The organism is Endozoicomonas ascidiicola, assembly GCF_001646945.1.
Classification (GTDB): domain Bacteria; phylum Pseudomonadota; class Gammaproteobacteria; order Pseudomonadales; family Endozoicomonadaceae; genus Endozoicomonas; species Endozoicomonas ascidiicola.
Genome location: NZ_LUTV01000005.1, coordinates 661,342 through 685,511 on the forward strand (window position 1 = coordinate 661,342; position 24,170 = coordinate 685,511).

The following is a 24,170-nucleotide window of genomic DNA, read 5'->3' on the forward strand; positions in this document are numbered from 1 at the left end:
CTGGCTCCGGATAATGCTCGGGAAGCACTTTCGCTAACAGCGGGTTTTGACGAGATATGGACGTGCAGTATAGCTCTGTGAAATCAATATTACTGAGTATAGTCCGATAGCTTTTCAAGTCACTAAAACCAATCATTTGGTAATAGACTATTGTCATAGTTACGCAGTCTGTTCAATTATATAAAGTGAGATATAAAATGATAAATTCTTCTGATCACCGCTTTACTAAAGTGCTCGATAATCGTACAGATGACGTAAACCTCTCTATAATCCCAAAACCGGTACATCGCAATAACAGGCATCTGGCTGCTCATCCGTCAAACGCCAGTTTGAAGGTGAAAACAAGCGAACTTAATCCCCCCCAACATGCAAGGAGAGATATTTCCAGCCGGGCTATTTCCGGTAGAGGAAAAACCCCTCAACACAGACTGGATATGTCCATTCTTAAGATGAGCAGAAAGGGGGGGGAGCAATCCGAAGCGCGTGCTTATAGAGACTCATCGGAACTACTATCGGAACCACTAGATAATGATATAGGATCATCTCTTCGAACAACGAGGATGACCAATATTGAAAAAAACGTTTCATCCGAAGCCTTTGCTAAAAAAGAAGCACAGGATTGCCTATCAGAAATACACAAAGAAGTATCGGATATCGAAATAACTCTGAAAAATACGATAGACGATGCAGATAATTATGTAACCCACCCTGATAAATCAATTGAAATAAAACTGATCACTGAATTATCAGAAGTTCGCAACAAGCTTGAATTACTGCGGGACTATTTCAGCAACGAGAGCATGAATTTTGAAAAAAGAATGGCCGAAATCGACTTAAATAGCGCAACCGAGAATGCTTATCACACAATGGCACTAATGGGGTTAAATACAGATCCATCTAAAACGGAACAAGAAAACTCAAATAGCCAGGCAAGAAGAACAAAGCCGTCAAATAAAAAAAGGAAGCAACCTTTAGACCATTCCACAAAACTACCAAGATCAGCAGAATTTAAAAAACCCTGTCAGAACGATATCGATCTGCTTGAAAAGGATATCAAAAACCTCGAAACCAGCTTGGGGGGCATTAAGCAAGAATCGCCAAAAAACAAAGACAACAACCTTCCTCAGCCAGATTCTGAACCCTTATTGTTTTCAGGTAAAAATGACTTTGCCTTGTCAGCTATAGACAGGCCAGAAACTACTCAACGTTCTGAACCACTCCACATCACCCAATCTAAGGCTGTTCAACTGAAGGACACCTTGGTCAAAGTTAAAAAAGACCTGCTAAAGATAGATGGTGATTACCAAAGGGAATACGCAAAGCTCTTCACTGAACAATAAAAGCTCATATGGAATTGACCCTGAATAACTTCACTCCTCAGAGAAGCGTTTACCGTTTACCATAAAAGCGCAAGCAGCGAGGCTTTTACGGTAAACGGACATCGGTTCTGGTTAAATGTGGAAGTTATTTTGTGACAGTTCCTAAGTACCCGATCATATGAAATCGAATATTCTGACTTAGCGGTTGGTTACTGTGCCGGGCACATCGGAGTAAGCTTAGTAACAGCCCACTTAGTCAGAAAATATGATTTCATGTGGTTAACTACTTAAGATGCCCTGACTTGTATTCTTTTTATTGTCAGGCCATCTTAACTTGAAACAGTTGCGAATTTGAACCGATCAGCCAGTATTGCGCATGCCTGCGGCAATACCTGCCATGGTGACCATTAATGCCTGCTCAAGCGCTTCACTCAGCTTTTCATCTTCATCAGAGCTCTCAGCACGAACTCGCTGCAGCAATTCTGCCTGCAAAAAGTTCAGAGGATCGGTATAAGGATTTCGCAGAGCAATGGCTTCCCGAGTCTGAGGGTTGCCAGACATCAGTTCATCGCCACCTTTTAAATCCAAAAGAATACCAATGGCATCAGACAACATCTGACGTAAACGTTCGCCAAGGTAACGAAGATTTTCCGGCACCAGCTGATCTTCATAGTACTTCGCCAGCTGGGCATCGGTTTTCATAAACACCATTTCCAGCATATCCAGACGAGCCTTGAAGAATGGCCAGTTGGTCATCATATCTTCGATGACGCCCCGGTTATCTTTTTCGATGGCGGTCGCCAGCGCCTGACCACAGCCTAACCAGGTAGGCAACATCAGTCGTATCTGAGTCCAGGCGAAAATCCATGGAATAGCCCGCAGACTTTCCACACCACCGTTGGGTTTACGTTTTGCCGGGCGAGAACCCAGCGGTAACTTACCCAACTCCAACTCAGGGGTAACGGCTCTAAAATAAGGCACAAAATCCGGCTCTTCCCGCACAATGCCACGGTAAACCTTCACGGAATCTTCAGAGAGCTGATCCATCACATCCCGCCATTCCTGCTTAGGCGTGGGTGGCGGCAGTAGCGTGGCTTCCAATGTCGCACTGGCATAAAGCATCAGGCTTTGAACGGCGACCTGAGGGAAACCAAACTTGAAGCGAATCATTTCTCCCTGTTCAGTGACTCGCAGGCGGTTATTCACTGAGCCCGGAGGCTGAGAAAGAATCGCCGCATGTGCAGGGCCGCCACCACGGCCAATGGTACCGCCGCGACCGTGGAACAGCGTCAAACGAACACCCGCTTCCGCACATTCTTTGGTGACCGCTTCCATGGCGCGATATTGCGCCCAGGCCGCGGCCATCCAACCAGCGTCTTTTGCTGAATCTGAATAACCAATCATTACCATCTGGCCGCCGTGGCAATAGCCGCGGTACCACGGTAAAGACAACAGATGACGGATACATTCCTGAGCGTTATCCAAGTCATCCAGCGTTTCAAATAATGGTGCGATGGGCATATCAAAATCCACACCACACTCTTTCAATAACAGCGCCACTGCCAGCACATCCGATGGCTTTTTCGCCATGGATATCACGTAACAGTTCAGTGCTTTCGCACCTTCGGCGGCAACCACACGACAGGTATCCAGCACTTCCTGCACATCGGCACTGGGCTTCCAGTTGTGGGGTAACAGTGGTCTTGGATTTTGTAGTTCTTTCAACAGAAAGCTCTGGCGCTCCAGCTCTTCCCAGTGTTCATAATCACCCAGCCCGAGTGATTTAGTCAGCTCACTAAACACCTGCGTATGACGGCTGGACTCCTGACGGATATCCAGCTTAATCAACGTTAAGCCAAAGCAATGAGCTCTGCGCAACACATCCAACAGTGGGCCATCCGCGATAATGCCAAGGCCACAACTGTGCAGCGATTCATAGCAAAGGCGCAAAGGCTTGATCAGATCGTCGTTATCAAACAGCACGCCAGCCGTTGGTAACTCATTGGCACTGCCATGACGAGCCAGCGCCCGTTCGCACCACTGCCGGGTGTGTTTCAGTTTTTCCCGCAGGTCTTTCAGAACCTCCCAATAAGGTTCCAGAGAATTCCCAGCCAACTCACGCAGCTCATCGCTGCAATCGTTCATGGAGAGTTCGCTGATCAGCGGTTTTAAATCACGGAGATATAAGTCAGCGGCCATCCAACGGCTGAGCAACAATACTTCCCGGGACACTTCGGACGTGACAAATGGGTTTCCGTCACGATCACCGCCCATCCAGGAAGAGAAGTGCACCGGCACCGCATCAATTGGCAGGCGCTCGCCAGTAAACGACTGAAGCTGTTCATCCATTTTGCGAACAAACTGTGGCACTGCAGACCACAATGAGTGCTCAATGGTGGCAAAGCCGCCCTTCGCTTCATCCACTGGTGTTGGGCGCTTACTGCGGAATTCCCATGTGTGCCACGCTTGTGTGATTAGCTGGCGAATACGACCTTCCACCCGTTGCTGTTCACGTTCTGCCAAAGAAGGGTTGTCCAACTCATCCAGACATTGAAAAATCTGTTCGTATTTTTGAATCAGTGTACGACGGGTTACTTCTGTCGGGTGCGCCGTCAGCACCACCTCGATATCGAGTTCTGCGGCCTTATCGGCAATTTGCTGATCAGAAAAGCCTTTTTGCTTGAGGGCTTTCAGGAGTTCCTGAAAATGATCCGGCACGCAATAACTGTCTTCACACTCCCGGGACACCAGGTTGTACTGTTCAGCAATGTTGGTGAGATTCAGGAAGTGGCTGAAAGAACGTACAACGGGGGTCAGTTCGTTATCGGGCAGTTCGTGGAGCAGCTCCAGCAGTGCCTGCTGATCGGCGTTTTCAGAAGCATCGTGGCCTTCATCACTTCTGGCCGCTTTGGAGAATTGACGAATCGCTTCGATCTTATTGAAAAAAGCATCGCCTTTATGATCCCGGATAACATCCCCGAGCAGGGTACCCAGCATATTGACGTTTCGGCGCAGCGATGACGGACTCTCTGACATAGTTACTCGCCTATAAGTAGTTTTTCTTAGACCGCAGCCTATAACAGAAATTCAACAGAAAAAAGCAAAATCGCCGCACCACGAAAAACACCAGATTTCAACAGAAAAGAAAGGGCAAAAGTCGCAAAAAACATCACCGAACCTCCGATAACAACAGTCTTTTTCTACAATCGTCTGCGCCTACGCTATTTACCGAAACGATAGTGCGAAATACTACGACTAACCCTGATTCTAACTTCCCCCCCTCCTCTATAAGCTTTTGAATATTGTGGATAAAACCCTTATCTGCTGGTTTTAGAGTGAACATCCCAGGGGGGAATGATGAAAACTGATGACCAGGAAAAGGTTTCGATTGGAGCCTATATTGCGCTGGCATTTGCTGTCGTGTTTTTTTCCGGACTGCTTAAGTCCACAGAGTGGTATGGCGTCTTTGACTTCACCACCCTTAACGGTGGCTTTGGTAAAGTATTAAAAGATGCCACTGGTGGCTTAACCACATTCCGTGGCGTTGGCGGTAGCGGCGCAGCCGACGGATTCATGTTTGCCCTGGGTCTGGTGCCTACTGCCATGTTTGCACTGGGCATGATCAGTGTTCTGGAACACTTTGGCGCTCTAAAAGCAGCACGGAAAATGCTGACACCACTTCTGCGTCCTCTGATGGGTATTCCTGGCTCCACTGGCCTGGCCATCATTGGCAGCCTTCAGTCTACTGACGTTGGCGCCGGTATCACCAAGTCACTGTCCGACGAAGGTGAACTGAACGATACAGAAAAAGACATTTTTACCGCATTCCAGTTCTCTGGTGGTGCACTGATCGTGAACTTCTTTGGCTCCGGTGCGATCCTGTTCACCCTGTCCGATACAACAGGCGCCGCCGTGCCTGGCTCTATCGGCTTGGCTCTGATCGTTATGTTCATCTTCAAAATCGTTGGTGCCAACGTCATGCGCTTCTACTTGAAGACCATCGACAAGAAAGCCAGTGCCACTAAAGAAGTTTCAGCTCAAGCTGCGGAGGCGAAATAATCATGAGCGCTGCACCAGAAAGTAAGAAAATGATTACTGACGTCTTCGTTGAAGGCGCTCGTAAAGGCTGGGGCATTGGGATTGGTAGTATCATCCCAAACATCATGATGGCTTTTATTATCATCAAGATTCTGTCCCTGACCGGCGCTCTGAACCTGCTGGCTGTGGTCTTTGGCCCAGTGATGGCAGTATTCGGTGTTCCTGGTGAAGGCGCTGCGGTTCTGATGGCTGCGGTTATGTCCATGGGCGGCGCTGTGGGTGTTGCGGTTGGCCTGCTGAACGAGGGTGCTCTGCACGCTCGTGATATCGCTATTCTGGCACCTGCTATTTACCTGATGGGTTCTACCATTCAATACGCTGGCCGTATTCTGGGTGTTGTTGGTACTGATGGCCGTCGTTATCCGATCATGTTCGGCATCTGTATTATGAACGCTCTGATGGCGATGTTTGTGATGAATATTCTGGTGTAATTTTTTATACCTCGTTATCATCCAATCAATAATAAAAGCCGGGCTCACTGCCCGGCTTTGTTGTTTTTAAAGGTTAACATCATGCAAGATACTGACGAGTTCGAAAGCATTGCCTGCAACTGCGTAGAAGTAGGTACCGTCATTCGCGAAGACGATACTGTACTGACCATCAACCTCTCCGGCGTGAATGCGCACTTCGAACTGGAAGGTTTGAAAGTAGAAGCCGCTAAAATTGGTTCCGGAAATTGCAAAATCACGTCTGAAACCATTGATGAAAGTGGTCAAACGATCATTCGCGCCATGTTTGATTTTGACTGCACCGCTGAAAAACTGATTTTTCAAATGAAGCATGCTTGAATTGCAGTTTCTATCTGAGCAGTCATTTTTGACTGCTCACAGAAATAAAAAATACTATTATGTCCAGACCTCTTTGCCCGCGCTGTACCCGACCACTCAATCAGTGCTTCTGCCAATCACTTAGCGAAGAAACGGCCTGCATGGATCTGGTGATTCTCCAGCACCCAACAGAAACTCGACACCCACTGAATACGGCCCGCATTCTTGAACTCGGTATTAAGAATTGCTCCATTTTCATCGGAGAGAATTTCGAGGACAACGCTGAGCTGCTGGCAGCGTTGAAAGGACGAAAAACGTATCTGTTATTTCCGGGTGACCACGCTATCACCAGTGATGAAGCCCTTGAGCAGGGGAAACCTGAGGTGCTTATTGTTTTAGACGGTACGTGGCGCAAAGCCAAGAAAATCTATTTTACCAATCTCTGGCTACAGGCATTACCCTGCATAGCGTTGAAGGATTTACCCGCGTCTAACTACCGAATTCGTAAAGCACCGGGCAAAGAATCACTATCAACTCTGGAGGCAACGGTGGCACTGCTGCGAGAAGCGGTTAATGATCCACAGGCTCATGAACCATTACTCAATGCGTTTGATCAAATGATCAATCAGCAAATCAATGCCATGGGGCAAAGCACTTATCAGAAGAACTATCAGAGGAACCACCAGAAAAACAACCCACCTAGCGCCACTTGATATTACAGCCCATACTGGGTTGCTGGTTCTGGTTGATCGGCTTACCTTTCAGCAACGCTGTCATGGCTTCTCTCAAATCACTGCCACTCACCGGTTTACCATTGCCCGGCTTTGAATCATCAAAGCGCCCTCGGTATACACACTTCAGGTCACCATCAAAAAGGAAAAAGTCCGGCGTGCATTCCGCTTTATAGGCTTTTGCCACTTCCTGAGATTCATCATAGAGATAAGGGAAACCATACGGTTTTTCCGCCATCAGCTCTGGTCGATCCTGTGGATAGTTCTCAGCATCGTTGGCACTGATGGCAACAATGCCCAGCCCTGTACCGTAAAACTCTTTGCCAAGCGCCACCAGCGCTTGCTCAAGATGAATCACAAAAGGGCAGTGGTTGCAGATAAACATCACCAGAAGTCCTTTTTCTCCAGCCACATCCTGCAATTTTGTCGGTAAGCCTGAAAACACATTAGTAAGCTCAAATGCTGGTGCAGAAAAACCCAGCTCAACCATGTAAGAGGGTGTTAGTGACATATTTGGCTCCTGCGTGCGGTATTTAGAAACTCTGCTATTTTATATCTGCATCTAAAAATAACACTGTAAACAACTTGCGGGCATATCAGTACCCAGCACCTGAGGAAAAGCAAGAATGGGAAGAACCTGCTGTATTGATCCTCCAACAGCCATCAATGCGGCACTGGATCAATTCTGGCTAATGGGGTTCTCTGCCTGCTCTCTCAAACAATTAGAAGAGGCAACCGGAATGAACCCGGGCAGTCTTTATTATCACTTTAAAAATAAGGAACAATTGTATTTGAGTGCCCTGTCTTATTACATTGATAAGCACCTTCAACCGCGAGTGAGCAAGTATCTGCACGACGCCGTGTCTTTGATTCAGCTTCGTCGTTTTTTTACCTCTGGCTACCGCCATAAAACCGAATTCAATTATCGCAGCTGTTGCTTTCTGGTCTCTGCCAGCCATGAGCAACACTTACTGCCTGAAGAGTCTGAAGATTTGATGCATAAGGGTATTAAAGTACTCACTGATGGTTTTAAAGCCGCGTTAAGTAAGCCCATGCTTTCTGACAACCTTCCAAATAACAATATTGAATCCTATGCCCACCAGCTTTTAGGGCTTTATTTAAGCATTCAAGTGTTTGCAAGGTTTGATCTTAACCAGCAATCCCTTGACCGTCAGGTCTGCCGATGTCTTCACTCACTTTTTCCAACGCATTTCCCGGAAAAATAATGTCTGATTCAAGCCAACTCATTGCCTTTCTGCAGGTTCACCTCAAACCCTTTGACGACGGACTTCGCGTTATTTCTGAATGCGCCTATAGCGAGTTCTATCTGCTATTCTGCGCCATTCTTTTCTGGTGTGGGTGTACTGCGCTGGCAGCACGGCTGTCTTGCCTGACACTATTTAGCACTGCCATATTTACTGGTTTGAAGCAGTTTATTCTCTCATCCCGCCCTTATATGGACTATCCGGAGCTGTTCAATGGCTGGCGGGAAAATCAGTGGGGAATGCCATCCGGGCACAGTCAAAATGCCATGGTGTTTTGGGGTTCTGCGGCGGTATCCATATCATCCAGACTGTTCCGGTTCGTTGCCATCTTACTTATTTTTACGATCGGCCTATCCAGACTGTACCTGGGCGTCCACTATCTCTCACAAGTGCTTGTTGGTTTTTTACTGGGGATGGTCATTATCGTTTTCAGTTACCGTTTTGAAGCCCGGTTTTGTCGGTGGATAACCCGGTTGTCATCGCCCCGGCAGCTCGCACTGCTTTTTGCCTTGGTTCATCTACCATGTCTACTCACATTTTTAGCACATGGTATTTTAACTATTCAACCTGGCGAATCACCCTCCTACCAGCACCTTGCCTTTTTTTCTGGTCTATTATTTGGCATTGCCATATCCCTTTTACCCATGCTCAGCAATAAGCTCTCACATCATCATGGAACCATTAAAAAACGACTGGCGACCAAAGTCTTTCCTGGCGTAATTTCTCTGTATGTCATCTGGCAATCGAAAAACTATCTTTCACCATTTATTCAGGATTTACCTCACTCTTTTCTTCAATATCTATTGTTCTGGTTATTAGGATTCTTCATTAGCCTGTGGGCATGTTGGATATGGCCAAAAATTCATCAGCGGCTCTTTAAATAATTGCCTTTAGTTGGGTAATTCGCTGTACCATAATGACAATAAACTACCTGAATAGCTTATCTGTAACCCATGAGTATTAAACAAATTATTGTTCACAAGCTGGATCACGGCCAAAGCGGCGACCAGCTTGAAGCCTTTCCGGCAACACAAAGCCTCAACGCATCACCCTCTCTCGAGTTGGTGCTAGATGACCTGCTACAAACCTACAACAAAAAGCAGGACAAGTGTTACGGCCAGTTTTCAGATCTCTCTGAAGAAGGGTTTCCAGCCACACTGAAGACCTATATCAACCAATCTCCGGAAGCCAGCTCTGAAGAGCAGGCGGCTGCATTTGCCACGCTCACATCATCTACGTTAACCCGCCTCTGTGAAGGTTTAAATGAAGCCGGCGCCATCAGTGGTGGCTATGTACTCTTTGCGGATTATCAGCAAGGGCTGACCCGTTACCTCATACTTTGCATGCTCAGCAGCCAAAACAGCATTACGATTACTGACGACCTGACCATTCAGGACACCTCCTATCTGGACACCGCCCGCATGTCTCTGGCCTGCCGCCTGAACATGACTGACTGGGAGAAAAAGACGGAAGCAGGGCGATACCTTTCCTTCCTTCGCCCGAAAGGCGGCAAACGGTTAAGCAACGTATTTCAAGAAGTGATTGGCTGCAGCGAAACCAGCAGCAGTAAAGACGAAGCCAATACACTGATCAAAGCGGTGGAAGAGTACTGCCAGGAAGAGCCAGTCGCCGAAAATCGTACCGTGGTTAAACGTCAGGTTTATGATTATTGTCAGAATCGTCTAGATGAAGGGGAAAGCCTTTCTATGCAGGAACTTACTGGCTATTTAAGCGAAGCCGGTCCGGATGAATTCGCCAAATTTGTTAATACCCGGGATTATGACATGGATAGCCCCATGTCACCGGAGCGCCGTAAGCTCACCCAACTAGTGCGATATACAGGAAGAAGTAAGGGGCTCAGCCTTTCCTTTGATGGTGAATTACTGGGCGGACAGATTCGCTACGATGAAGTCAATGACCAGCTGATCATTACTGGCGTACCGGATAAGTTAAAAGAACAGTTAAAACAGTCGTAACAGTTAGTTAGGCGAATTCTTCCACGGCTTAGTACACAGCTCAGCTGTAACCATGGACGGTTGCAGTCAGTACAAAAGCCGATTACGACACGGACTTCACATGACCTTCAAATCCACTCACTTTTTTGCTGTGCTTTTCTTACTGTTTAGCGTCAATGTGAAATCTGATAACACCTCAATCACATTCTCGGCACAACAGCTGCTTCACCGGGAAATAGAGCTGAGCGAAGTAATCTCTCACGTTTACCTATTGCAGCTGGATTTTCTGGATCAAGATATCAGAGAGGCACTTCAACAAGCACACCAGACTCTGGATAATGGCATACATGCACTCCCCCAACAGATAGAAGATCAAAGCCTTAACGCACAGCTGAAAAATATTAAGTCTCTGTGGCTGACAGCCAGTAATCACCTGGACTGGTTAAGCACTTTACCATCAGGATCAAACTCACCAAACATAAACACATTGATGAGCTTTCTGGTCAGGATGAATCATCAATTTTTGATCATGCGACAGCGGCTCACCGGAGGGCAGCCAAGCTACCCTTTTCTTGAACAGGCATTATTGATTCAACAACTCACCCGAGATTATCTGGCGATGCTGGTTTCTGAGAAAAAAGGTGAGAACACTGATAGCAGTCAGCTCAGAATCAATGCAATGGTTAAGCGTTTTGACAGGCAACTCAGGGCTTTTGAACAGGCGCTGGCTCAACACACCCATGCCGGGCAATCAATCCAAGAAGCCCAGAATACCTGGCAATACATTCATAACCAGTTTGATGCCACATCCTATTCACCCGCACCTGAGTTGATTATCAGGTACAGTAATCGCATCACCGGCAGGCTCTATTCTCTCCATAGAATGTTCTAAATCCGTTCTTGGATAAACACCTCTGCTTCACCCCACTCGAACTGAGCAGAAAACTGATCGGTTACCACAAACGTTTCCTGCCCCACGAAATCAGTCAGCGGATAGCTGATAGTAATTAATCGAACACCCTGAGGAAGTTCAGCCAAACGTTCAGCCAATTCAGTGATTACCGCATCCTCAAGATTAGAGCCGTATAGATAGACAACAGTCGCCTCTGATAGCGATGTTTGAAGATAACTCTCACAGCGGACACTAACAGCACTCAGACCCATGCGCTTCACGGTTCTAAGCAAGCGCCAGCAAAACAAAGGGACTTGCTCCACAGCGGTGACTCGACATTTTTTAACGCCGTGCAACCAAATAGCCGTAAAACCACTGCCAGCACCGAGTTCAAAGACATGATCTGCAGCCTTCACAGATGAACGTTCAGCTATCTCCTCCAGCGTTTCCAGTGGTGTTTCACCATAGACGTATAAATCAGCTGCTTGTTGTTGCCGCTGGTAGCGTCGGCTGACTGCGTAGGGACTGTCCAGAAGGTAACTCAGTTTCAGCCAGAGCCAGGGCAGTAAAAATCGGAGATGAACCCCATAACGCGCAAATTCCTTAACCCCTCGATACCATTGATAAAACCATTGCTTAATTGCAAGGCTAATCACATCCCTGTTGAGCTTCACATTTAATTCCACAATTTTGAGACGTATTATTTTTATACCGGAGCGCACCTCTTTCCGCCAGTCATAGAATATACTATGTTGGTTGTGCCACAAGGGAGTTATCAGTATGAGTTCAGACACAGCAAAGCCTTCCACTAATAACAATAGTGGCCGACTCTACCCTGAAGATCAGGCCGTAGTGGATGAATATTTGCAGAGCGGCATTAATGAAGTGGAGCGACCACCGTTCAAACCTTTGCGCCTCATGTTTTGGTTGACTGTCATTATCCTGCTGCTCGGTGGGCTGAGTCAGTTTATTGGTTACCTGATTATTCCATCCTGAATCGACGTAAACGTATAAAGAACAAAAATAATTGCTGGAGCAACGGTGAAACATAAGAAGCATAGAATCGTGATCGTGGGTGGCGGTGCCGGTGGGCTTGAGCTGGCAACCCGTCTTGGAAAAAAGCTGGGCAAGAAAGGTCTGGCAGATATTACGTTGGTGGATGCACAGAACACCCACTTCTGGAAACCTCTCCTTCACGAAGTGGCTGCCGGATCGCTCAACGCCTTTGAAGATGAACTCAGTTATCTGGCTCAAGCCAAATGGAATCACTTCCGTTTTATTCCCGGGCGAATGGCGAGTTTAAACCGGGGCAATAAATCCATCAGCCTCGGCCCTATTATTGATGAGCAAAACCGTCAAGTTGTGCCTGCCAGAACACTGGAATACGACCAACTGGTTATTTCTGTTGGTAGTACGGCCAACGATTTCAATACAGCGGGTGCAAAAGAACACTGCCTTTTCCTTGATAACCGAAAACAGGCTGAACGAATTCATACGACGCTTATCAATCATTATCAGCACGCTCAGGCCTGTGAAGATGATGTATCAAAACTTCGTATTGCCATTATTGGTGCGGGCGCCACGGGCGTAGAGCTCGCGGCTGAACTGCACTATGCCGCCATTGAACTGGCTCATTACGGCCTTGATGCTATTAAGCCGGAAAACCTGGAAGTGACCATTATTGAAGGTGGGGAAAGAATTCTGCCCGCGCTGCCGGAGCGCATCAGCAGCAGTGTTCACAAACAGCTGCTGAAGATGGGCATTCGAGTAAGGACCGGGCAACTGGTCAGCGAGATTAAATCCAATGGTTTGCTCACTCGAGATGAAGAGTTCATTGAGTCCGATATTCGCATCTGGGCAGCGGGCATCAAGGCACCGGAATTCCTTAACCAGATCGCAGGGCTTGAGAGTAATCGCATCAACCAGCTAATCGTCAAGCCGACTCTACAAACCACACAGGATGACCAGATTTACGCCATGGGCGATTGTGCAAGCTGCACACTGACCAATAACGGCGAAAGCGTTACCATTCCGCCCAGAGCGCAGGCTGCCCATCAGCAAGCCTCTCTTTTGGCTAAAAGCCTGATCAGCCAAGTGAAGGATGGCAACCAATCTCTGGAGTTTAACTATAAGGATTACGGTTCACTGATTTCCCTGAGCCGTTTTAGTGCCGTGGGCAACCTTATGGGCGCCATTACCGGTGATATGATGATTGAGGGAACATTGGCCAAGTGGTTTTACATCAGCCTTTACCGAATGCACCAGATGACACTGTTTGGCAAATTTAGAACGGGGACGTTAATCTTGAAAGATCTGATTATTAGAACCACCAGACCTCAGTTGAAACTTCATTAATTATAAAAGCTGCAGACAAAAAAAGCCGCTGACAAAAAAGGTTGTCAACGGCTATATAAACAAAACACACGCTCAATTCTTTACCCAGAGATTGTTTGCCTGGATCGTTTTCGACAAGACGAAAATGGTGGGTCGTGAAGGATTCGAACCTTCGACCAATTGGTTAAAAGCCAACTGCTCTACCAACTGAGCTAACGACCCGTTTCTTCAAACCTTTCGCAAAGGCTTAAAGAGTAAAATGGCTCCCCGTTCACAACTCACTGCGAACCAGAGCGGCGCTAATAGTACCCATCCCCCTAGACCTTGTAAAGCCCCAACGTGGACGACCTGCATTAGTAGTTTCCGCGACATAGTGTTCCCTTTTACTGTCGTCCATTGATTGAAATCATGGCACTATGAAACCAGTGCCTGTTGAGCCAGCGGGTTCGGTGACCTTCCGCTGTGCTGATTGTAAAAAGACCTTTGACGCCAAACCGACACGCACGGAATCTGCTCCAGAGCGTGCGCACCCTTACCGGTATTATTCATCCTGCCCGGAATGTGAAAGCGAGAGCCCGCAAGTTCATTGGCAGGTGGGTTTATTCAATGCTCACCTGAAAGCAACCGGACCAAAAACCAACCAAGGCAAAGCAGCATCAGCTGCAAATCTGGCAGGGCATCCAACGCCAGAAGAAGCACGTATTACCAGATTCAATGCCATGAAGCATGGTGCATCGTCTAAAACCGCCATGTACTTTCCGGCAAAGCCTGACAAATATCCGCACTGCAAAACCTGTGATGTAGATCGCGATTACTGCTCTCAACAAATCGCCTGCCTTAAACGATCCGATTTAATGTTGCGGGTTTTGGTTGCAATGGAATCTGGCGACCCTACTGCACTTCAAGACCTGCATGCCATTAACCAGGCTAATTTTATGGCCATATTGCAGGACATGATGCAGGCATTAATTGCTGATGGCGTTGCCTTAAAAAATCCGGCCTTTGGGTTTGATAAAGACGGTAATTGCAGCATTGCCAGATACGCAGATTCAGCAACTGGTGAAGTACGGACCATTGAAGAAATAAAAGCCCACCCACTTCTCAAACCGATGATGGAAATGATTGGTCGCAACAATCTTTCTCTGGCTGACCTCAACATGACGCCAAAAATTCAAGCGGATCAGGGAATCCAGCAAGGCCAGTTACAGCAGGAAGAGGAAGAAAAAGAATCAGCGCAGGAATACCGCAAGAAAATGGAGAATCAACTCTCCGATCTGCGTCACAAGATTGGCCGCTCTCAATTAAGAGCCAGTCAGGACCCAATTCTCATTGAACACCAACAAGACGACGGCGAACCCAAAGATATTGAAGCTGAGGTGGTAAATGGCTCAACGTCTTAGCGCTGCTCAGCGCCTCGAACTTTGCCAGGTCTCCGAACGTGAAATCCAGCGTTATGCGGGCGACCATGCCATGTGGCACAAACATGTGCATAACGTTGAGCTCGACTCCATGCAGGTCTTAAAGATGATCGACATGGACGAAAACGACAACACGCTCGACTTCTCCTGCCGTCGTACTGGCAAAACCGCCGTTAAGGAAATGTGGATTCAGGAATACATGGCCACCCACTCCGATCAGGAGCTTGGAGTTGTTGCTCCAAGAGAAGCCCAGTCCATCACTAACCTGACCTATCACACCGATGCCATACGCCGCTCTGCCATTCTGGAAAACTTCCTCCTATATAAAGCAGGTAGAAAACAGATGGCAGACGCTTCCTACCAATTCAGCAACCGCAGCAAAGCGGGTGCTTTTGGCATCATGGCTCAGGTAGACGGTTCTGATTTAACCATTGCCAGCCTGGAAGAAGTGGACGACATGCCACCGGAGCGTTTGTACTCCCGCTTCCTGCTGACCATGGGCGCAACCCGCCGTATGGGTGCCAGCAAGAAAGCGGTCAATAAACCCATCATCCGTATCACTGGTGTGTTCAAAGGAGCTGACACGCTTTCAGAAATGGTGGAATCCGGCAAATACAAAATCCTTCCCATCGTTGATTGCTATCTGGGCATAGAGCTCGGCATTCTCAACGAACAATTCATCATGGATATGAGAGACCAGCTGGCTCCTGAAGAGTTTATCCGCCAGCTCCTCTGCAAAAACGTCGCAGCCCGAAACCTGATCTGGGAAAAGTGGCTGCAAAAAGCCAAAGTCCGTGGCATTGCTGCACAAATCAAAATAGAAGAGGCCGTTCCGGGAGTGGAATACAAAAAACGGGGCCTGATCAGTTTCGGTTACGATGCCTCCGGCCATGGTGAAGATCCCGCAGCGTCAAAACACGCCCTGGTGGTCGGTGAAGAAATCTCAGGCTTTGTGGTACCCATCTTTTGTCGTACATGGTCAGCGGGTACCGATGAAGCGACTGTCATGCAGGATATTGTCACCCTCTGGAAATACTTCCGACCTGATTATGCTCTTGGTGATGCCTACGGTGTCGGCATGATGACTGCCTGTTGTGACCGTCTTTTCTTTGAAGGTTTAACCCCTGTTGATCGCCGCGCCATCGGTGGTGGTGAATCCACCGCCAGCACCTGGCCAGAATGGCCGTTTTCTCCTATTCGCTTTGAAGGCATGACCAAACATCAAATGGCTTCAGCGGTCAGCAGTCTGTTTAACAACAGCCGGGTCGCTATTCCCATGATGGATGATGACGACAGCTCTGATCCGGTAATGGCAGACATGCAATTACTCTGTCGTCAGTTGGTCAATATCAAATCCGTACCCACCAAAGGTGCATACGCCAGCTACAAAATGGTCAAACGCACCATCGGCGATGACCTGTTCGATGCCTTCATGGCCATGGTCTGGGGTTTTGTTACCCGGGGCGAGTGCCATGTGCAAACCGTTATCTCAACCCGCAAACAAACACGGGCGCAGCTGCTAGGTCAGTCGCCTCTTGATCTGATAGGAGGCGCTCTATGAAATTCAAACTCCCCCAACTATTCGGGAATCGCATCGGCGCAGAGTACAAAGAAGCCCTTGCCATGAATGCAGAATACGATCGCCAGCGGCAAAGCCGTGGCCAGATCGCCACTCCCGAAAACAGCATCAAGCACCTCTACAACCAGATGCATGTTGATCCTGACCTGCGTCAATCCATCCTCCACTTACGGTATATGGATAAGACGGATGGCCGGATCAAACAAATTCACAAACGCATGGCCCGCGATGTCACCAAAGGCGGCCTAATGCTCAAGTGGAAAGGCAAAGAGAACAAACGGATAACAAAACTCTGGCAGCAGTTCTGCCAGCGGGTGCAACTGAACAATCGCAACAAACTATTCTCCGATGCCCGGGGCGCGGCCATGGAAGGCAATTTGCCTATTCAGTGGGTGCTCAGTTCAGATATGAAAATATGCGGCGGTATCCGTATGCCATCAGAAACCATTGTTCCCAGGGTAGATGGAACAGGCCGCTTTAAAGATATGCAGGAAGCGTACAAACAAGTAGACCCGCTCACCGGAAAAGAGCTGGCTCGTTTTTCATTCTGGCAACTCACAATGGTACGACTGGAGCCGGACAACTTTGACGACATGGGTTCTCTGGGGCGGCCTTATCTGGATGCCACCCGCACCATCTGGCAAAAACTCACCATGACAGAAGAAGATCTGGTGATTCGTCGTCGCCATCGTGCTCCTCAAAAATTGGCGCATGTGCTTGAAGGTTATACCGCTCCCGAAATGCAGGAATACAAGCAAGAAGTAGAAAGCAATGCCGGGCAAGTTCAAACCGACTTCTTTATGAATAAAAAAGGTGCCGTGAACGCCATTCAAGGCGATGCCAACCTTGATCAAATCGCGGATGTTTCCTACCTGCTAGATACCTTCTTTGCCGGTTCTCCAGCGCCAAAAGGTTTATTCGGTTACGTGGAAGACCTCGCCCGTGATGTTCTGGAAGACTTGAAAGCGGACTACTACCAGGAAGTCGACAGCCTGCAGGATATGATCAGCCAGGCATACCGTGAGGGGTTCTATCTTGATCTATTACTTCAGGGCATCAACCCCGATGCCAGCGACTTCACCATTGAATTCGCAGAGCGCAACACCGAAACCAAAAACCAGAGAGCAGACAGAGCGCTCAAGCTTCAGGCTATGGGCACACCACAAGACATGGTGTGGGAAGAAGCGGGGCTCGATGTCTCCCGGGTAAAAGCCAAGCTAAAAGAACAAGACAACACGCACAATCCTTATCCAGAAAAGACGACAGACAAAAAACCGGAAGAAACCAGCAACAAAAAACCAACCGTCAATGTCACCCCTAACAATGCGCCCAAAGGAGAAAGCGCCACGACTATCTCCACCAGAGGCGGCAACTGATGACACCAGCGCAGCGCAAAGCCGCCATAAAAAAAGCCAGCAACAAGGCAAGAAAGGAAGCAAACCAGCTAGACGCTCAAGCGCTTAATGGATTGCAGCAAGCTTACCGGCAGGCTGCAGAAGAAATACGACTGCGTATCACCTTAATGGCGGCCAGTGATGGCACCGTAAGGCTGGATAATCTGCGTCTACTTCGTCGTCAGGTAGACGAAGTGTTGGAGCAACTGGCCCAGATAAAAGAAAAACTCCTTACCGGTTATCAAAGCCAAACCGCAGCCGTGGCCACTGGCGCCTTTGCAACAACAATGCCGGTGGCAAAGCTGAACGATCTGGCCGGTGAAGCGGTGCGTATGGCTCGTGCTTTTCAGGCTGCCGATGGTCTGCAACTGTCTGATCGGTTATGGCGGGTCAATAACCATGCCCGCGAAGTGGTGGGCCGTGCCATTGAATCCGCCATTATTCAAGGCAACAGCGCCAGCCAGGCAGCGGAAGATTTTATAAAACGGGGAGCGCCAGTTCCGGCAGAGCTGCAAAAGAAAATAAAAATGGCGGATGCGTCGTCTATTGGTCGTGCCACAACAGCGGATCTGATGACAGGAAAGGGAGCACCCTACAACAATGCACGCCGATTATTCAGAACTGAAATCAACCGCGCCCATGGTATGGCCTATGAATCCTCTGCCTTTGAAGAAGACAGTGTGGTGGGTACTCGTTTTCTGCTCTCTCCTGGTCATCCCGAGCCGGACATTTGCGATATGCACGCCCGGGTTAACAAATACGGTCTGGGCAAGGGCGTCTATCCACAAGGAAAAACTCCATGGCCCGCCCACCCCAATACGCTTTCCTACACCGAAGCGGTGTTTGATGACGAAATCACATCAGAGGACAAAGCGGAAAAAGAAACCCGCATTCAATGGCTACAGAAACAACCCGGCCAACTTCAATACCAGGTATTGGGCAGCCAGAAAAAAGCACAGGCACTGAATGCCGGCCTGCTAAAAGAAAACCATATTGAACGTCCATGGAAGGACATTAAAAAATACTATGAGGACGACCTTCTATGAGCGATTTAGCCCCAAAATCAGAACTCAACAAAGCACACTTTGCCAAAATCGACACCGTGACCTGTAAATGTGGTCATAAAATATTTGATGGTGAGGTGGTGCGATCCCGGTGTGTCAAAGTCCATGAATCCATGGCACTATGCCGTTGCAAGGAATGGGTTTCTGTACCCATTTGCTATCTGCCGTATTGATAGTGCCATAACAACAAAGAAGGACGAAGGAGCCGAACTCTATACAGGAATTGTAGTGAAAGAAGTTGTTCAACAACCAGTCGAGGGTGTCACTCTGTACCAGGGTGATTGCCTGAAAATCATGATGGAGCAGCCAGACAATTCAGTGGATGGCATCATCACCGACCCGCCCTATTCATCTGGTGGGATTCACCAGAATGTTAAAAACCAGACCACAGGTCAGAAATACACCTCCTGCAATGCCATTAACAGCTTTCCAGACTTTCCCGGCGATAGCCGTGATCAAAGAAGCTATGCCTTCTGGCTTTCACTCTGGCTGTCAGAAGCCTATCGAATCGCCAAGCCCGGCGCCCCTATCTGTGTGTTTACTGATTGGCGTCAGTACCCCGTATTAAGTGATGTTCTCCAGTCTGCCGGTTTTGTCTGGCGTGGAGCCTATGTATGGGATAAGAAAAACGCACGACCAAACAAAGGTAAGTTCCGACAGACTGCCGAGTTTGTACTCTGGGGCAGTAAGGGCAATATGCCATCAAATGACAGAGGGGTTGGTTGTCTTCCCGGCATGAGTAGTTGTTCAGTCAATAAAGGCGGGCGCTTTCACCAGACCGGCAAGCCAGTAGAATTGATGAAGGAAATTATCTCTATTGTTGAACCTGGTGGAACTATTCTTGATCCATTCATGGGTTCAGGGAGTACCGGTGTTGCAACCGTCAATTCTGGACGACAGTTCGTTGGTATTGAGTATACGAATCATTACTTTGAGGTAGCGTCTCAGCGACTCAAAAAGCAACCAGTCTAAAAGTTCTGTTAGGAGCCTATCCGTGCTCCTAACGTTTACAGTTATAGAAATACGTATTTTGTCGTTTATGCGCCATTGAACTACTAAAGTTAACAATAAACATTGCCAGATAGGAATTTTCTTCTTATAACTTTATTGAAACATAAATGGAGTTATATATGAGAATTTACCCTAAACCACTGTCTATTGATCCTGAGGACATTTTCAAGCATGACTGCTTCGAAAGAGAACAGTTCTGCATTGAGCTAAATGCTTTGATTGAGTCCATCAATGAGCCTTTGGTCATCAACCTTGACGCACAATGGGGGGATGGAAAGACTACTTTCATCCAGCTATGGAGAGAATACCTGAAGGCGAGACCAGACTCTGTCGAAACAATATACATCGATGCATTCGAGTACGATTACATCAGTGATCCATACATTGCGATAACTGGTTCAATATTGAAATCACTTCAAACCAGCCTTAAGCAGCATATTTCACAAGAGAAAAGCAAGGAATTCAAAAACGCTGCACTAAATGTTGGTAAAGTTGTTCTATCTAAAAGCATTGGGCTTGGTCTAAAAGCTATAACACTCAATACCATAACGTCAGAAGACTTTAAGGATATTGAGAAAGACATAGGAGACACGCTGAAAAATAGTACGACAAGTTATCTCGAACAGAAACTTGAAAAAAACGAAGATGAGGCATCATTAACCCATTTCAGAGAGGTGCTTAAAAAAAGTGCTGAAGAGGTAAGACAATCTCAAGGCTTTCCTTTAGTTGTCATTATCGATGAACTGGACCGATGCAGACCAGATTATGCTTTGGAGGTTTTGGAAAAAGTTAAGCATCTATTTTGTGTAGATAATGTCGTCTTTGTTCTTTCTATGAATAATGAGCAAATAGAGGGATCTGTCAAAGGCATTTATGGTGCAGATATTAAGGCTAAAGACTATTTGCAGAAGTTCTACCATCTACACACGAGACTACCTAAGCAATATGGCTCGGGAAAATATAATGACAGGAATTTTGGAAATGACTTTGTAAAATACTGTCAGTCCATGAGTGAAAGGTTTGAACTTCTAAACACAAAAAGAGAAAAGGAAGCAGCAGATACGCTAAAGCTTGCTATATCTTCATTTGCAGAATTCTATGACCTTTCCTATAGGAAGATAGAAAAAGTCTACACAATATTAATGCCTTGCTGGCCAAGGATGCATACTTACGCATGGGACATAATTTCAATATCCGCATTATTTGCCGTCTGGAAACTAGAGCGTCCTGACCTTTATGAGAAGGCTAAAAGCAAATTCGTACTTTACGAGAGTCTCTATGAGGCAGCCGGGTTTGAAGATTTTTCTTCAGAGTATTATTCCAACTTCAACTTTGAGGCGGTAGAGAGCAGATTATCAATAATGTATGAAGGTAAATCTGATGAAGCGAATAGGCCAAGTATTGTTGGTGGCAGCTTATTTTCACCCGACGGTTTGCGGTCAATGATTATTAAAGACCTTGAAACCTTCAGATTTTCTAAAAGATAGGACGACACCCCGTTCCCTTTTACTGTCGCCCCATACCTGAGAATCTGGAACCCTACCGACGAAGGCATTTTTAAAGCCCGGTGACTCTCCCGCAGAGTCCCGGGCTTTTTTTTTGTTACCAGGTCAACAGAGGGCAAGCTGGTGTGATTCGCAAACCAGAACGCAGAAAGCTCAGCGAACCGACCGAACTCAGTAAGCGCATACGGATTTTGTCCGATGCGCTTTCGCTGTCTGAATCAGAAAGCAGCGACGGCAATCCTCAATCCTGGGTCACTCTGACCCGCACCGGCAGCTTTTATCATCCGCAATACGGGCGCTTTGAACATACCCGTAAGCTGCTGGAAGACTTAATCAAGAATTTTGACAACGGCACCTACGGGCAAGACATCGCCATTGATGTTGCCCATAAGCCTGAAGACGGTGCCGCTGGCTATATCCGCAAACTGCGTCTGGACGGGGGCAAACTGCGGGGATTGGTAGAGTGGACCTCCTTCGGCGTGGATGCGGTGAAGAACAAGGGTTATCGCTACCTCTCGGTTGATTACACCGAAAACTACATCGACAACGAACAACGGAACGAACATGGCCCACTGCTTTTCGGTGCCGGTCTGGTGGTTCGTCCCCATGTGAAAGGACTGGATCGTGTGGTGCTGGCGGAAGATCTCGACAGCAATATTCCCACCATTATCCCAGAACGAATCGCCAAAAAGCTCCAGGAGGAGAACACCATGAAATTCGCACACCTTATCGCCGCCATGATGGCGATGTTTTCAGATAAAAAACTGGGTGAATCCATCCAGGCTCAATTCAAGCAGCTGGCCGAAACCATGCTCTCCAGCGTGGAAGACGAAGCCAAAGCAAAAATCATCATTGATACGCTGCAAAACGGCGCTATCAAACTGTCTGAAGAGTACGCGCAAAGCGGCAAAAGTGGCACCGTCACCATCAAGCTGGATGAAGCGCTGGCAGCTTTTAGCCGTTCTGCTGCTGATGGCAATCTTGATGATAAGGGCAAAACGAAAACGCTCTCGGAAGACGACGTTAAACGGCTATTAAAAGAAGCCAATGATGAAACTGCCGCCAACGCTCGCAAGCTGCAGGAATCCAGAGAAAACAAACAGAAAGTATTGGCAGAAGCCATCGATGCCGCCGAAGGGTTGGACGACGATGTAAAAGCCACGATCAAAAAAGAGCTGGGCGAACTGATCACACCAGAAATGAGCGATGATCAAATCAAGGCCCTGGCCGAGCGTGAAATCAAACACGGTAACGAACAGGCTGCGGCCGTCAAACTGCAGGAGATGGGATTCAATGTCACCACTCCCCGTGGTCAGGTTCAGGTCAGCGGTGGTTTGTCCACTGAAGCTATCCGTCTGCAATCTGTTCAGCACGAACAGCTGCGCACTACCAGTGCGTTTATGAATGGTCAGATTCAACTGGCGGAAGACAAGAACCTTTCACACTTTACCCGTGAAGTGTTGCGCGTCTTTGATTCCGTCAACGCTCCCCAGATCAGTGAAGCGGTTCGCACTCTCGCTGAAGGTGGCCCCACTAACATCAATCACACCGATCTGCCGGTTGGCTTCCAGCGCGAAGTGATCCGCGAAGCGTATTCAGATATGAATGTGCTGCAACTGGTCAGTACATTTGTTGATCCAACAGCAACCGTTGCTACTCAGATTCCTTACGAGCAGCGCAACACAGGTGGCCTGACTCACAGCGGCATCGTTTCTGAAAGAGGGGCGATTCCTAAAGTCGGTGTTCAGCAGCGTATGTACACTGCGTACATCAACGCAATGAAACTGGCAGTTGATGTTTCTAACGAAGTGGCACACTTCAGCAAAACTTCTGGCATTAACTGGGATGCCTGGGGCCGCAATCTGGCCAGTGCTTCCCGCCTGGTTAAAGAGATCCTCTGCCGTCGCATTGCCAACGAAATGCAACGGGCTTCCGATGCCTACAATGCAGCGTCTGTTTCTGACGAGACACTGACCATTGAAGCTGGTGTTTATAAAACTGATAAGTTCCCGATTGTTCGGGAAAAGCAGGTGTATGACCTTCAGGGCACTCCGGTTGGTAATGCACAGAATGCCATCGTCGTAAAAGACGGCAGCACACCATTGGCGGCTTTCGATGGTTCCGGCAAGCAGGACGCAGGCACCTACTACGCAGTGGTGAACTACAACCTTGGCTATATCAGTATTGTTAACCAGCATGGCCAGGTTAAAACACCATCCGGCACAGTCAAGGGCAGCTACAGCTACGCTACCAACGTTATCAAGGTAGATTCCGATGTGCCTGATGGCATCACTCAGGAAATTCATCTCAACAAGCTGATTCAGGCCATTGGTGGTCGTAAGGCCATGATGTCTTCTGAGCGTTTTGTTGCTCCCAACTTTATGTTGATGAGCCCAACCCTCAACGACACCTGCACCAACGCCGAGCAGTTCACCTATCAGGCCAAGCGGGATGGTTCAAACACCAGCGCCGATGGTGACCTGACCACCGTGAAGGGAATTCCTGCTTTTGGTACCAATGCCCCCGGCATTGATCTGGGCGACGAGCGTATCCTTCTCGGTCAGCGTGGTGTTACCAGCTATACCGTGGCCAAGCCCTGGCAGATGTCCGAGCCAGTAGAAGCCCGGGACGAAAAAGGCCAGCTGATCGGCGGTAAAGAAAGCTATGGCGAAGAGTACAACGCCATTGATACACCGCCCGCGCTGAACGAGCGTTACACCTCGGTGCTGTTTTACAGCAAGAGCAATCGCTAACCCTTTTTTACTAACGCCAAAGGACTGGCAGGCATGCCCCAACCCCTTCCCCGGGGTTGGGTAACTCCCAATAGAATAAGGACCC

At 47.9% G+C, this 24,170-nt stretch carries 21 protein-coding genes and 1 tRNA gene; 18 read left to right on the forward strand and 4 right to left on the reverse strand.

What is annotated here, in order from left to right; genetic code table 11:
* The first annotated feature begins 197 nt into the window (after positions 1 to 197).
* Positions 198 to 1,340 carry a hypothetical protein gene (locus tag AKL11_RS16660; RefSeq protein ID WP_157673616.1) on the forward strand — a complete coding sequence of 381 codons (1,143 nt, stop codon included), beginning with the start codon at positions 198 to 200 and terminating at the stop codon, positions 1,338 to 1,340.
* Positions 1,341 to 1,679: 339 nt separating this feature from the next.
* On the opposite strand, the gene ppc is transcribed toward AKL11_RS16660, so the two are convergent.
* A complete protein-coding gene (gene ppc / locus AKL11_RS16665; protein ID WP_067519461.1) occupies positions 1,680 to 4,355 on the reverse strand; it encodes a phosphoenolpyruvate carboxylase in 2,676 nt (891 codons plus the stop codon).
* Positions 4,356 to 4,673: 318 nt separating this feature from the next.
* Here ppc and AKL11_RS16670 point away from each other — a divergent pair, with 318 nt between their 5' ends.
* The 4 genes from AKL11_RS16670 (at position 4,674) to AKL11_RS16685 (ending at position 6,897) form a co-directional block, all read left to right on the forward strand.
* Entirely contained in the window at positions 4,674 to 5,378 is a 705-nt protein-coding gene (locus AKL11_RS16670; RefSeq protein WP_067519464.1) for a nucleoside recognition domain-containing protein, read from the forward strand.
* 2 nt (positions 5,379 to 5,380) lie between these two features.
* A complete protein-coding gene (locus AKL11_RS16675) occupies positions 5,381 to 5,848 on the forward strand; it encodes a YjiG family protein (RefSeq protein WP_067519466.1) in 468 nt (155 codons plus the stop codon).
* Between the two features lie 81 nt (positions 5,849 to 5,929).
* A complete protein-coding gene (locus AKL11_RS16680) occupies positions 5,930 to 6,205 on the forward strand; it encodes a DUF406 family protein (RefSeq protein ID WP_067519469.1) in 276 nt (91 codons plus the stop codon).
* Between the two features lie 59 nt (positions 6,206 to 6,264).
* Complete coding sequence (locus AKL11_RS16685; RefSeq protein ID WP_067519471.1) at positions 6,265 to 6,897, forward strand: tRNA-uridine aminocarboxypropyltransferase; 633 nt, start codon at positions 6,265 to 6,267, stop codon at positions 6,895 to 6,897.
* On the opposite strand, the gene AKL11_RS16690 is transcribed toward AKL11_RS16685, so the two are convergent.
* Positions 6,884 to 7,426, reverse strand: coding sequence for a thioredoxin family protein (locus tag AKL11_RS16690; RefSeq protein WP_067519473.1), 543 nt, complete (start codon positions 7,424 to 7,426; stop codon positions 6,884 to 6,886). The genes AKL11_RS16685 and AKL11_RS16690 overlap by 14 nt on opposite strands.
* A 115-nt stretch (positions 7,427 to 7,541) precedes the next feature.
* Between AKL11_RS16690 and AKL11_RS16695 the strand changes: the two genes are divergently transcribed.
* From AKL11_RS16695 to AKL11_RS16710, 4 genes are all read left to right on the forward strand, one after another.
* On the forward strand, positions 7,542 to 8,141 hold the full coding sequence (locus AKL11_RS16695; RefSeq protein ID WP_067519475.1) for a TetR/AcrR family transcriptional regulator: 600 nt from the start codon (positions 7,542 to 7,544) through the stop codon (positions 8,139 to 8,141).
* A complete protein-coding gene (locus tag AKL11_RS16700; protein WP_067519477.1) occupies positions 8,141 to 9,064 on the forward strand; it encodes a phosphatase PAP2 family protein in 924 nt (307 codons plus the stop codon). Before AKL11_RS16695 ends, AKL11_RS16700 begins: the two co-directional genes overlap by 1 nt.
* A gap of 69 nt (positions 9,065 to 9,133) precedes the next feature.
* Entirely contained in the window at positions 9,134 to 10,156 is a 1,023-nt protein-coding gene (locus tag AKL11_RS16705; RefSeq protein ID WP_067519480.1) for a nucleoid-associated protein, read from the forward strand.
* Between the two features lie 100 nt (positions 10,157 to 10,256).
* Positions 10,257 to 11,027: a hypothetical protein gene (locus AKL11_RS16710; protein ID WP_067519482.1), complete on the forward strand. Its 771-nt coding sequence runs from the start codon at positions 10,257 to 10,259 to the stop codon at positions 11,025 to 11,027.
* On the opposite strand, the gene AKL11_RS16715 is transcribed toward AKL11_RS16710, so the two are convergent.
* Entirely contained in the window at positions 11,024 to 11,701 is a 678-nt protein-coding gene (locus AKL11_RS16715; RefSeq protein WP_157673617.1) for an SAM-dependent methyltransferase, read from the reverse strand. The two genes, AKL11_RS16710 and AKL11_RS16715, sit on opposite strands and share 4 nt — an antisense overlap.
* Positions 11,702 to 11,807: 106 nt before the next feature.
* Here AKL11_RS16715 and AKL11_RS16720 point away from each other — a divergent pair, with 106 nt between their 5' ends.
* Both AKL11_RS16720 and AKL11_RS16725 read left to right on the forward strand, forming a co-directional pair.
* Positions 11,808 to 12,023 carry a DUF3094 family protein gene (locus AKL11_RS16720; RefSeq protein WP_067519486.1) on the forward strand — a complete coding sequence of 72 codons (216 nt, stop codon included), beginning with the start codon at positions 11,808 to 11,810 and terminating at the stop codon, positions 12,021 to 12,023.
* A gap of 45 nt (positions 12,024 to 12,068) precedes the next feature.
* The gene (locus AKL11_RS16725; protein ID WP_067519489.1) at positions 12,069 to 13,382 is read left to right on the forward strand and encodes an NAD(P)/FAD-dependent oxidoreductase; all 1,314 of its coding nucleotides are present in this window, start codon (positions 12,069 to 12,071) and stop codon (positions 13,380 to 13,382) included.
* 125 nt (positions 13,383 to 13,507) lie between these two features.
* On the opposite strand, the gene AKL11_RS16730 is transcribed toward AKL11_RS16725, so the two are convergent.
* A tRNA-Lys gene (locus AKL11_RS16730) sits at positions 13,508 to 13,583 on the reverse strand.
* Between the two features lie 194 nt (positions 13,584 to 13,777).
* On the opposite strand from AKL11_RS16730, the gene AKL11_RS26030 reads away from it, so the two are divergent.
* From AKL11_RS26030 to AKL11_RS16765, 7 genes are all read left to right on the forward strand, one after another.
* The gene (locus tag AKL11_RS26030) at positions 13,778 to 14,761 is read left to right on the forward strand and encodes an FmdB family zinc ribbon protein (protein ID WP_067519492.1); all 984 of its coding nucleotides are present in this window, start codon (positions 13,778 to 13,780) and stop codon (positions 14,759 to 14,761) included.
* Positions 14,745 to 16,340, forward strand: a complete 1,596-nt coding sequence (locus AKL11_RS16740; protein ID WP_067519494.1) for a hypothetical protein — start codon at positions 14,745 to 14,747, stop codon at positions 16,338 to 16,340. The genes AKL11_RS26030 and AKL11_RS16740 overlap by 17 nt, the downstream gene beginning before the upstream one ends.
* The gene (locus AKL11_RS16745; protein WP_067519497.1) at positions 16,337 to 17,734 is read left to right on the forward strand and encodes a portal protein; all 1,398 of its coding nucleotides are present in this window, start codon (positions 16,337 to 16,339) and stop codon (positions 17,732 to 17,734) included. Before AKL11_RS16740 ends, AKL11_RS16745 begins: the two co-directional genes overlap by 4 nt.
* Complete coding sequence (locus AKL11_RS16750; RefSeq protein ID WP_067519499.1) at positions 17,734 to 18,798, forward strand: hypothetical protein; 1,065 nt, start codon at positions 17,734 to 17,736, stop codon at positions 18,796 to 18,798. The genes AKL11_RS16745 and AKL11_RS16750 overlap by 1 nt, the downstream gene beginning before the upstream one ends.
* A gap of 123 nt (positions 18,799 to 18,921) precedes the next feature.
* Positions 18,922 to 19,788 (forward strand): DNA-methyltransferase, encoded by an 867-nt coding sequence (locus tag AKL11_RS16755; RefSeq protein ID WP_216636813.1) that lies wholly within the window; start codon positions 18,922 to 18,924, stop codon positions 19,786 to 19,788.
* 158 nt (positions 19,789 to 19,946) lie between these two features.
* Entirely contained in the window at positions 19,947 to 21,314 is a 1,368-nt protein-coding gene (locus tag AKL11_RS16760; RefSeq protein ID WP_067519502.1) for a KAP family P-loop NTPase fold protein, read from the forward strand.
* Positions 21,315 to 21,457: 143 nt separating this feature from the next.
* Complete coding sequence (locus AKL11_RS16765) at positions 21,458 to 24,085, forward strand: phage protease (protein WP_157673618.1); 2,628 nt, start codon at positions 21,458 to 21,460, stop codon at positions 24,083 to 24,085.
* Positions 24,086 to 24,170: the final 85 nt, after the last annotated feature.

Bases quoted from the DNA above. Each gene is read 5' to 3' on its own strand.
- AKL11_RS16745 (WP_067519497.1), top strand. From the start codon at position 16,337: ATGAAATTCAAACTCCCCCAACTATTCGGGAATCGCATCGGCGCAGAG.
- AKL11_RS16750 (WP_067519499.1), top strand. From the start codon at position 17,734: ATGACACCAGCGCAGCGCAAAGCCGCCATAAAAAAAGCCAGCAACAAG.
- AKL11_RS16720 (WP_067519486.1), top strand. From the start codon at position 11,808: ATGAGTTCAGACACAGCAAAGCCTTCCACTAATAACAATAGTGGCCGA.
- AKL11_RS16680 (WP_067519469.1), top strand. From the start codon at position 5,930: ATGCAAGATACTGACGAGTTCGAAAGCATTGCCTGCAACTGCGTAGAA.
- AKL11_RS16760 (WP_067519502.1), top strand. From the start codon at position 19,947: ATGAGAATTTACCCTAAACCACTGTCTATTGATCCTGAGGACATTTTC.
- AKL11_RS16705 (WP_067519480.1), top strand. From the start codon at position 9,134: ATGAGTATTAAACAAATTATTGTTCACAAGCTGGATCACGGCCAAAGC.
- AKL11_RS16685 (WP_067519471.1), top strand. From the start codon at position 6,265: ATGTCCAGACCTCTTTGCCCGCGCTGTACCCGACCACTCAATCAGTGC.
- AKL11_RS16755 (WP_216636813.1), top strand. From the start codon at position 18,922: ATGAATCCATGGCACTATGCCGTTGCAAGGAATGGGTTTCTGTACCCA.
- AKL11_RS16670 (WP_067519464.1), top strand. From the start codon at position 4,674: ATGATGAAAACTGATGACCAGGAAAAGGTTTCGATTGGAGCCTATATT.
- AKL11_RS16690 (WP_067519473.1), bottom strand. From the start codon at position 7,426: ATGTCACTAACACCCTCTTACATGGTTGAGCTGGGTTTTTCTGCACCA.
- AKL11_RS16660 (WP_157673616.1), top strand. From the start codon at position 198: ATGATAAATTCTTCTGATCACCGCTTTACTAAAGTGCTCGATAATCGT.
- AKL11_RS16740 (WP_067519494.1), top strand. From the start codon at position 14,745: ATGGCTCAACGTCTTAGCGCTGCTCAGCGCCTCGAACTTTGCCAGGTC.
- ppc (WP_067519461.1), bottom strand. From the start codon at position 4,355: ATGTCAGAGAGTCCGTCATCGCTGCGCCGAAACGTCAATATGCTGGGT.
- AKL11_RS16675 (WP_067519466.1), top strand. From the start codon at position 5,381: ATGAGCGCTGCACCAGAAAGTAAGAAAATGATTACTGACGTCTTCGTT.
- AKL11_RS16695 (WP_067519475.1), top strand. From the start codon at position 7,542: ATGGGAAGAACCTGCTGTATTGATCCTCCAACAGCCATCAATGCGGCA.
- AKL11_RS16700 (WP_067519477.1), top strand. From the start codon at position 8,141: ATGTCTGATTCAAGCCAACTCATTGCCTTTCTGCAGGTTCACCTCAAA.
- AKL11_RS16710 (WP_067519482.1), top strand. From the start codon at position 10,257: ATGACCTTCAAATCCACTCACTTTTTTGCTGTGCTTTTCTTACTGTTT.
- AKL11_RS26030 (WP_067519492.1), top strand. From the start codon at position 13,778: ATGAAACCAGTGCCTGTTGAGCCAGCGGGTTCGGTGACCTTCCGCTGT.